This is a genomic window from Mesorhizobium sp. M4A.F.Ca.ET.022.05.2.1 (assembly GCF_003998845.1).
Classification (GTDB): Bacteria; Pseudomonadota; Alphaproteobacteria; order Rhizobiales; family Rhizobiaceae; genus Mesorhizobium.
This window is the reverse complement of the sequence record NZ_RZOJ01000267.1, coordinates 1-8,627: the sequence shown is the minus strand read 5'-3', so window position 1 is coordinate 8,627 and position 8,627 is coordinate 1. Positions and strand designations below refer to the sequence as shown.

Below are 8,627 nucleotides of genomic sequence, written 5' to 3'. Positions count from 1 at the left end.
TCGCAGGAACCGTCGGGCGTCATCCGCGCCTTCGACGTCGACAGCGGCGCGCTGCTGTGGAACTGGGATTCCGGCAATCCGGACCAGACGACGCCGCTGCCGACCGGCCAAGCCTACACCAACAACTCGCCCAACATGTGGTCGACGCCGAGCGCCGACGAGAAGCTCGGCCTGCTCTACGTGCCGCTCGGCAACCAGACGCCGGACCAGCTCGGCGCCGGACGCAGTGCCAATGTCGAGAAATTCTCCTCCTCGATCACCGCGCTCGACCTCAACACCGGGCAGGTGCGCTGGGTGCGGCAGACCGTGCATCATGACCTTTGGGACATGGACGTTCCGGCGCAGCCGACGCTGGTCGATATCACCACCTCGAGCGGTGTCGTGCCGGCGCTGGTCGGGCCAACCAAGCAGGGCGACCTCTATGTGCTCAACCGGCGCAGCGGCGAGCCGATCATTCCCGTCAAGGAGGTGCCGGCGCCGGGCGGCGCGATCGAGGGCGACCATACCTCGCCGACGCAGCCGGAATCGGACCTTTCCTTCAATCCGAAGCCGCTGACAGGCGCCGATATGTGGGGCATCACCATGTTCGACCAGCTGGCCTGCCGGATCGAATTGCGGGGCCTGCGCTATGAGGGCCGCTACACGCCGCCGTCCGTCCAGGGTTCGCTGATCTATCCCGGCAATTTCGGCGTCTTCAATTGGGGCGGCGTCGCTGTCGATCCGGTTCGGCAGGTGATGTTCGGCATGCCGACCTATCTGGCGTTCAAATCGCAGCTCGTTCCGCGCGACCAGGTGCCGCCGCCGGATGAAGGACGCGGCAGCGAGCAAGGGCTCAACCGCAACGAGGGCGCGCCTTACGCGGTGGTGATGGGGCCGTTCCTGTCGCCGCTCGGCATTCCCTGCCAGGCGCCGCCATGGGGCTATGTCGCCGGCGCCGATCTCAGGACCGGCAAAATCGCCTACAAGCACCGCAACGGCACCGTGCGCGACATGACACCGCTGCCGCTGCCGTTCAAGGTCGGCGTGCCCGGCATTGGCGGGCCGATGATCACCGCCGGCGGCGTAGCCTTCCTGGGAGCGGCGGTCGACGACTATCTGCGCGCCTATGACCTGACCACCGGCAGGCAGCTTTGGAAAGCCAGGCTGCCGGCCGGCGGCCAGTCGACGCCGATGACCTACACGGTCGGCGACGGCCGTCAGTTCCTGGTCATCGTCGCCGGCGGCCATGGTTCGGTCGGCACCAAGCCCGGCGACTATGTGATGGCCTACACGCTGCCGAAATAGGTGTGTTGATGTTCGGGTGATGCCGGCCAGCGAACGGCACACCTATTGCGCTAGGTGACGGCCTGATGGACCGGCACGGGCGAAATCCTGATCGCACAGGTAGCGGCCGCTTGCGCGTCCCACGGTCTTGGCACTCAGTTGCCGGATTTTGCGCGGCAGGGCCGGCGCCTACTTCTGACCTTGACCGCAACTCGGCCGCCGGTGAGCGTTGCGGCGCGCAGCGCCAAGAGGGCCGCGCCGGCCAGCACGAGCGCGCTTGCGAGGATCGGAGCGGACAAGGTCATAAGCGTTGTTCCTTCTCGTCAGGTACCGTCGTGACAGGCGAAGCCAGGTTGAGCTTCCCTTCAAATTATGGCGGCGCCATCAGGATTCGCGGAAATGACCAAAATGTGATGAGGTCCCGGACTGGCCCTCGCCTCAGGGCTTTCGTGCCGAGACCAGGAGATAGGCCTTGGAGACAGCGCCGAAATAGCCGGCAATCAACCGGCAGACGAGGGCGGTGCCGAGGCTGGACTTCAGGCTCATGGCGCCCTTGCCCCGTTCCGAGGCCGGCCATGCGACGAGGCTGCGGCGGAAGCCGCCGAGGCAGTCGTCAGTCCTGTCTTCGACCCTGACATCCTGAAAGCCGACGGCCTCGAAGAGCGCCCGGTAAGAAGCGATGTCCGGGACCAGATTGGCCTTCGGCACGCCAAGGCGGTCGGCGACCGGAGCGGTGAAACCGCGAAACAGGATGTCGGAGAGCACGAGCGCGCCGCCGGGCTTGAGCACGCGCAAGGCTTCCGCGAGGAAGGCGGCGCGGGTATCGAAGTGGAAGGCGGCCTCGACGCAGATCACCGCGTCGAAGCTCGCGTCGGGAAAGGCAAGCTTGGCGGCGTCCATCTGCAACACCGTCGCGCCGGGGGCATTCTGGCGCGCCGTCGCGACCTGCGCGGCTGAGATGTTGATGGCAGTGACCGCCTCCGGCGGGTAGGAGGCGAGCAGACGCCTGGTCGACGCGCCGAGCCCGCAGGCGACGTCGAGGATCCGGCCGCCCTTGTCCGGGAGCCGTGCCAGCAGCGTGTCGACAAGCGCCTCGCTGGCTTCGCGCTGCGACGCGGCGCCCGTCGCCCAATAGCCGAAATTGTAGAAGCCGCTGCCGCCATAGTAGCGGCGCTGCTTGCTGCTTTTCATGACCCGGTCGTAGATGCGGACCATGGTCTGCTGTGCGCTCATGGGAGGCCTTTCATGCTGTCGCGGGAAGCGAGACGAGTTCGCGGAAGCGCCCGTGCGCCGGGCTCGAGAGCGCCGGTCCGCCGCGTTCGCGCATGATGACCTGGACATTGCCGATCGGCGCCAACGTAACTCGCGTGCGATAGGAAATGCGCGCTCCCGGCGCCAGTTCCACGGAACGCTTCGAGAGGATGGTCGCCAGCGCAATCTTCATCATCTGCAGGCCGAAGGTAACGCCGGGGCACATATGGCTGCCAGCGCCGAACACGGTGTACTGAAATGGCGATGGCTTGATCGAAGCCCAGCGCTCCGGCTGAAAACTGTCGGGATTCGGATAAAGCGAAGGATCGCGGTTGATTGTGAGCGCGCTGATCAGCACCCCTTCATGCCTGGCGATGGGTTCGTCGCCAAGCCTCGTTGCCCGCGTTGCCTTGCGCATCATCAGCGGCACCGGCGGAAAAAGCCGCATCGCTTCCTTGATGGTGGCGTCAAGCAGCGGCAAGGATCCGATCCGGTCCATCGTCGCCGGCTTTCCGTCGAGCGCGGCGTCGATCTCGGCGGCAAGGCCCGCCATTGCGTCCGGATGCTGGTTGAGCAGGATTAGCGTCCAGGCGAGCGCATTCTGGCAAGTGTCATAGGCCGCGCCGAAGACGAAGCTGATAATGCCGCCGATCAGCTCGACCGAAGGCGGTCGCCCGGCCTCGTCGGTGTTGTTGACGAGGATGGACAGGATGTCCTGGGCATCGGTGTTGCCACGTTTTTCTTCCGCCCAGGCGAGGATGGCGCGTTCCTGTACCTCGGCTTCCCGTATCCAGCTGAAGAAGGCCGGTCCCGGAACGATCCAACTCGCCCGTATCTGCCGCGCGATCATCTCGGCGATCGGCATGGCGCGCGCCCGGTCGTCGCCGAACAGCAGGCCGATCGCCAGGTGTTTGGCCATCGTCTTGGCGGCATCGGTCAGTGAGAAGGGTTTGCCGATTGGCCAGGACGAAACCTGGTCAGCGGCGATGCGTGCCATCTCCGGGCTCATTGTCATGATCGCCGGACGCTTAAGCGGTGGCGCGAACAGTCTGCGGTAGTGCTCGTGGCGTTCGCCGCGCAGTCGCGTCATGCCATAGGAGAGCCGGTGCGAAGCGTGCCCCCGCTTGCCGCGCCCGTTTATCTGGATGTTGCGCCAGGTCTCGGTGTCGGAAAGCATTGCGCGATAGAGCGCGGCATCGGCGATCATGAAGACGCGGCGCGGCTGTGCCGAGGTCGAATGCGGGTATTCGGCTTGAATGAAGGGGCCAAAAGCGCGATGCGCGTTGCGTGCCGCCGTCAGCGGCTCAGCCGCGAAATGGACCATCAGGCCGAGCGAGCGCCATTTCCCCAACCTGTTTGCCAGCATGCCCCACCCAAGCCTGACGCTGCCGCAAACCACGGCTGTCTCCACCGGCATGCTACAGCATGCATCACGAAAAACGGAATCGATTCTTGGATTGCTTTGTGCGTAATTTCTATAGGCCTATTCAAAAGCTTATGGTCCATTTCGCATCCGGGGGACCATGTTTGTCGCGAGCAGGTCGCGTCCGCCGGCCGACGCCGTAGGTCGCCGCTTCACTCACCTCTGGTGGATCATTCCGGCGCCGGCTTGTGCGAGGCGACGCCGGCCACCACCAGGGCGATGCCGAGGCAATCGCCAGGGCTCGGAACCTGCCGCAGCACGATGATGCCGATCAGCGTCGCGGTGAGCGGCAAAAGCGACAGCATCAGCGCGAAGCTCGCGCGCGGCAGCCGCGCCATGGCAAGCTGGTCGCATATGTAGGGGATGACCGAGGAGCAGATGCCGACGCCGATCGCGGCGATGAGCAGCGACGGCGCCGAGAAGGCCGGCGTCGCCTGGGTGAAGCCGACGGGCAGCACGACGAGGAAAGCGATCGCCATGGCAGCGCCGAGGCCGGCAATGCCGGCGTCCGCGCCGGACGCCGCAACGCGGTGGCCGAGCACGATGTAGCCGACGAACAGGGCGCCGTTGAGGAAGGCCCAGAACAGGCCGACCGGGTCGCTCGACCATTTGACGTCGATCAACAGCAAGGTGCCGGTCACCGCGATGGCGAGCGCCGCGAGGTTGCGCGGGCTGCGCAGGCCGACGAGCGCGACGCCGATGGTGCCGACAAACTCGATCGCCGCGACCAGCGAGATCGGCAGGCGGTCGAGCGCGAGATAGAAGGAACAGTTCATCACCGCCAGGCAGGCGCCGAAGGCGCCGAGCAACAGCCGGGTCGGCCGGTCGGCGCGGGCGAAGACCCTCCATGGCCGGGTCAGCGGCGCGAAGACGAGGGCGGCGGTGGCGATGCGCAGCCAGGCCATGCCGAGCACGCCGACCTGGGCGAAAAGCAGCACCGCGAAGGCCGGCCCGAGATAGTGGAACACGGCGCTGACGCCGAACCACAGATGTGGTGGCAGGGCGGTCGCCAGGGTAGAGAAGGCAGGACCGGCAACCCCCTGGCCGGCCCTGTTCAGCGTGTCGAGGGCCGGGCTTGCCGCCGCGACTTGCGCTTGATCTTTCATACGGACACTATCGCAGGCAGATCGGGCGGTTTATATGGATGACCGCTGGGTCATGCGACCGAGTTGTTCCGAAAGAAAGGCAAATTTCCTTGAAACGCCTTCGAAACGAAAACGCGGACCTCGATGCCGCCGACCTGAAGCTCCTGCGCCTGCTGGAAAAGGATGCGCGCACCAGCACGGCCGAACTGGCGCGCGCCGTCGGCCTGTCGGCGCCGAGCGTGGCGGAGCGGATCAGAAAGCTGCAGGAGAACGGCGTGATCGAGGCCTACACGGTCAGGATCAATCCGGCCGCGCTCGGCATGAAACTGTCGGCATGGCTGCGCATCAGGCCGGTGCCGGGTCAGCTTGCCGTCGTCGCCGACATCATCTGCGAGCTGCCGGAAATCGCGCAGTGCGACCGGGTGACCGGCGAGGACTGCTTCATCGCGCTGGCGCATGTCGGCTCGGTGGCAGAGCTCGAACGGGTGATCGACAGGATCATCCCTTATGCGATGACCAACACGGCGATCATCCAGTCGTCGCCGGTGGCGCCGCGCTCGCCGCTCGAGGCCGCGACCGGGGATCGGCAATAAGTCAGAAATGCCCGCGCTTCAGGCGCGCCTGCTTTAGGATGGCGCGCCAGCGGATCATGTCGAAGGGGATCGGCTCGTTGTTGTTGGCAATGTGGAAGATCTCGTTGTTGACGTTCTTGAGCGAGCGCCAGAAATCATAGTCGGTTATGCGCGGATCGGCCGCCAGCCGTTCCACCTCGACCTTGATGTCGGTTTTCATGCACGTTCCTCGAACCGCCTCTGCCCGCCGCCCCGCATCGCCAACCCGATACGGTGGTTTTCAAACGCTCCGCTGAGTCGTTCAACGACTCAATCGGCTTGTTCACGTTAAAACCTTGGTAAGGTTAACGTGCGCGCTGGGGTGCTTCAAGCGCTCTTGCGTTTGATGCCGATCGAGCGGCCGGCGCGCTCCGGCATCGGCAGCGCGGCGTGGGCAGCGCGCATCTCCTCGACCCTGGCAAGAACGTCGGCCGGGAAGGGCGCCACTTTCGGCCCGGACATGTCGACATGCAGCGAAAGCGTCTCGGAGGTGGCGGCCAGCCAGCCGTCGACATGGCGGATCTCCTGATAGGCTCTCAGACGCTTTTCGTCATGGTCGATGAGCTGGAAGGAGACCTGGACCTTGTGCTCCAGATGCAGCTCCTGCACGTAGCAGACATGGACTTCCGCCGTGTAGATGGTGAGGCGGCGCTCCTTGGCGTAGTTCGGCCCCATGCCCAGCATCTCGAAGGCGTCGTCCGAGCAGCGGTCGAACAGCACGTTGTAATAGGCCATGTTGAGATGGCCGTTATAGTCGATCCAGTCCTTCTCGATATCCATGGGGCGGGAAATGAAAGGGGCGGGCATCGACATCTTGTTTTCCTTTCCTGATCGCTGGACAGGGCGTGGGTCGTGAGACTACGCATCCATAACCGCACAGCAAGGGCGGCGGCTGGTCCATTCGCGGAGTGAATCATGGCTTTGAGCGACCTCAATCCCGTCGAGCGCAACGAGGAGGGCATTGCCGCGGTTCTCGGCATCCTCAAGCAGACGCTCGGCGAGCGCTTCCAGACCGGCCAGGCCGTCCGCTCCCAACATGCGCACACCACCACCTACATCCCGACGCAGGCGCCGGATGGCGTCGCCTTTGTGGAGAGCACGGCCGAGGTGCAGGAGATCGTGCGCGCCTGCGCGGCGCACCGGGTGCCTGTGATCGCCTTCGGCGTCGGCTCCTCCCTCGAAGGCCACACCAACGCGCCGGGCGGCGGCATCTCGATCGACACTTCGCGCATGAACCGGATCCTCGCGGTCAATCCGGAGGATCTCGACTGCACCGTCGAGCCAGGCGTGACGCGCGAGGACCTCAACCGGCATCTGCGCGACACCGGGCTGTTCTTCCCGATCGACCCCGGCGCCAATGCCTCGCTCGGCGGCATGGCGGCGACGCGGGCGTCCGGCACCAACGCTGTGCGCTACGGCACGATGCGCGAGAACGTTTTGTCGCTGACGGCGGTGATGGCCGATGGCGAGGCGGTAACGACTGGGAAGCGGGCGAAGAAGAGCTCGGCCGGCTACGACCTGACGCGGCTGCTGATCGGCTCGGAGGGCACGCTGGGCGTCATCACGGCGCTGACGCTCAGGCTGCAGGGCATCCCGCAGGCAATCTCCGGCGGCGTCTGCCCGTTTCCCAGCCTCGAGGCGGCCTGCAAGACGGTGATCGCGACGATCCAGATGGGCATTCCGGTGGCGCGCATCGAACTGGTCAATGCGCTGCAGATGCGGGCGATGAAGAACTATTCCAAGCTCGACTACCCGGAAGGCCCGTGCCTGTTCGTCGAATTCCACGGCAGCGATGCCGGCGTTGCCGAACAGGCCCTTCGGCATGATCGCCGAGGAGAATGGCGGCGGTCCGTTCCTGTGGACCAGCGTTGCCGAGGAGCGGACGAAACTGTGGAAGGCCAGGCACGACGCCTATTGGTCATCGCTGACCTTGCGGCCCGGCGCCAAGGGGCTGTCGACCGATGTCTGTGTGCCGATCTCGCGGCTTGCCGAATGCGTCACCGAGACCGAGGCCGACATTGCCGAGATGGGCCTGATCGCCCCGATCGTCGGCCACGCCGGCGACGGCAACTTCCACGTGCTGGTGTTGATGGATGTCGACAACCCGCAGGAAATCGCGCTGGCGGAAAAATTCGTCGCGCGGCTCAACATGCGCGCCATCGCCATGGACGGCACTTGCACCGGCGAGCACGGCATCGGCCAGGGCAAGGTTGGCTTCCTGCGTCACGAGCTCGGCCATGGCGTCGAGGTCATGCGCACGATCAAGCAGGCGCTCGATCCGCTGAATATCATGAACCCGGGCAAGATCCTGCCCCGTGTTGGTCACTAGTCATGTCGGCGGCCGAGGCCCTGCTGCCGATCGAGGTGCCACCATCATCGGCCGGCGCGCCATTGCCGCATGTCTTTGCAAATGAAGAGCGGCTGTTGATCGCGTATCTCGCCGACGTTCCGGATCCTTCGTTCGATGGCACGAACGCGCGCTCGGTTTCGCCCGCGACAGGCGACCAATCCGTCGCAATCCTGACGGTGGAACCATACCTGGCGCTTCAATTCGGTCCGCCGAACGATGAAGCCATCAGCGGGCATCGGCTCTATGGTCTCGGCCTGCAACCATATTCTGCGTTCGAAGTCTTCAACTCGTCCTGGATCGCTTCCCTGGAAAAGGCCAATCGGGTTCATCCATCCCATATGCCTGAGCTGTTTTCGGACTATCGGCATTTCATCCTGACGTTCCACGACTCGACCATCGAGTTCGTTGCGAAGAAATTCCTGATCAGCCTTTGCACGGGTGCGGTCTTGTCCGCCCTGATGGAAGCGGCGCGGCATTGACGCGGCGGACTGTCCCCACAGCTCCCTGCTTGCCGAGGACGCAGCCGAATTGCCTCTTTATCGACACGCTGATGCGGGTACAGTGCAGCTGACTTTCAACGATCGCTGGTGCTGATGCTCGCACGCCTGTTCGTGATCTTCGGTGGCCTGTTCGTGCTGGTGCTG

Annotated in this window: 8 protein-coding genes and 2 pseudogenes; 4 read left to right on the top strand and 6 right to left on the bottom strand. The window is 64.9% G+C overall.

Annotated features, from left to right (window positions below; translation table 11 throughout):
* Positions 1-1,284: pseudogene (locus EN745_RS24020) on the top strand (PQQ-binding-like beta-propeller repeat protein); the annotation flags it as partial.
* 134 nt (positions 1,285-1,418) lie between these two features.
* Here EN745_RS24020 and EN745_RS36270 read toward each other — a convergent pair.
* The 4 genes from EN745_RS36270 to EN745_RS24005 all read right to left on the bottom strand — a co-directional run bounded on the left by EN745_RS36270 (position 1,419) and on the right by EN745_RS24005 (position 5,043).
* Positions 1,419-1,568, bottom strand: coding sequence for a hypothetical protein (locus EN745_RS36270; protein ID WP_189363146.1), 150 nt, complete (start codon positions 1,566-1,568; stop codon positions 1,419-1,421).
* A gap of 133 nt (positions 1,569-1,701) precedes the next feature.
* Entirely contained in the window at positions 1,702-2,496 is a 795-nt protein-coding gene (locus tag EN745_RS24015) for a class I SAM-dependent methyltransferase (protein WP_127405701.1), read from the bottom strand.
* 10 nt (positions 2,497-2,506) lie between these two features.
* Positions 2,507-3,913 (bottom strand): cytochrome P450, encoded by a 1,407-nt coding sequence (locus tag EN745_RS24010; RefSeq protein WP_189363145.1) that lies wholly within the window; start codon positions 3,911-3,913, stop codon positions 2,507-2,509.
* Positions 3,914-4,107: 194 nt separating this feature from the next.
* On the bottom strand, positions 4,108-5,043 hold the full coding sequence (locus EN745_RS24005) for a DMT family transporter (RefSeq protein WP_127422416.1): 936 nt from the start codon (positions 5,041-5,043) through the stop codon (positions 4,108-4,110).
* An 89-nt stretch (positions 5,044-5,132) separates the two neighbouring features.
* On the opposite strand from EN745_RS24005, the gene EN745_RS24000 reads away from it, so the two are divergent.
* The gene (locus tag EN745_RS24000; protein WP_127422415.1) at positions 5,133-5,615 is read left to right on the top strand and encodes an Lrp/AsnC family transcriptional regulator; all 483 of its coding nucleotides are present in this window, start codon (positions 5,133-5,135) and stop codon (positions 5,613-5,615) included.
* Between the two features lies 1 nt (position 5,616).
* On the opposite strand, the gene EN745_RS23995 is transcribed toward EN745_RS24000, so the two are convergent.
* Entirely contained in the window at positions 5,617-5,814 is a 198-nt protein-coding gene (locus EN745_RS23995) for a hypothetical protein (protein WP_126053941.1), read from the bottom strand.
* Between the two features lie 146 nt (positions 5,815-5,960).
* Complete coding sequence (locus EN745_RS23990) at positions 5,961-6,446, bottom strand: thioesterase family protein (protein WP_127407290.1); 486 nt, start codon at positions 6,444-6,446, stop codon at positions 5,961-5,963.
* 102 nt (positions 6,447-6,548) lie between these two features.
* Here EN745_RS23990 and EN745_RS23985 point away from each other — a divergent pair.
* Positions 6,549-7,962 (top strand): annotated as a pseudogene (locus tag EN745_RS23985) (FAD-linked oxidase C-terminal domain-containing protein).
* A 2-nt stretch (positions 7,963-7,964) separates the two neighbouring features.
* Entirely contained in the window at positions 7,965-8,462 is a 498-nt protein-coding gene (locus tag EN745_RS23980) for a hypothetical protein (RefSeq protein ID WP_126053945.1), read from the top strand.
* Positions 8,463-8,627 lie beyond the last annotated feature (165 nt).

Coding starts and splice junctions, on each gene's coding strand:
- EN745_RS36270 (WP_189363146.1), bottom strand. CDS start 1,568: ATGACCTTGTCCGCTCCGATCCTCGCAAGCGCGCTCGTGCTGGCCGGC.
- EN745_RS24015 (WP_127405701.1), bottom strand. CDS start 2,496: ATGAGCGCACAGCAGACCATGGTCCGCATCTACGACCGGGTCATGAAA.
- EN745_RS24005 (WP_127422416.1), bottom strand. CDS start 5,043: ATGAAAGATCAAGCGCAAGTCGCGGCGGCAAGCCCGGCCCTCGACACG.
- EN745_RS23995 (WP_126053941.1), bottom strand. CDS start 5,814: ATGAAAACCGACATCAAGGTCGAGGTGGAACGGCTGGCGGCCGATCCG.
- EN745_RS23990 (WP_127407290.1), bottom strand. CDS start 6,446: ATGTCGATGCCCGCCCCTTTCATTTCCCGCCCCATGGATATCGAGAAG.
- EN745_RS23980 (WP_126053945.1), top strand. CDS start 7,965: ATGTCGGCGGCCGAGGCCCTGCTGCCGATCGAGGTGCCACCATCATCG.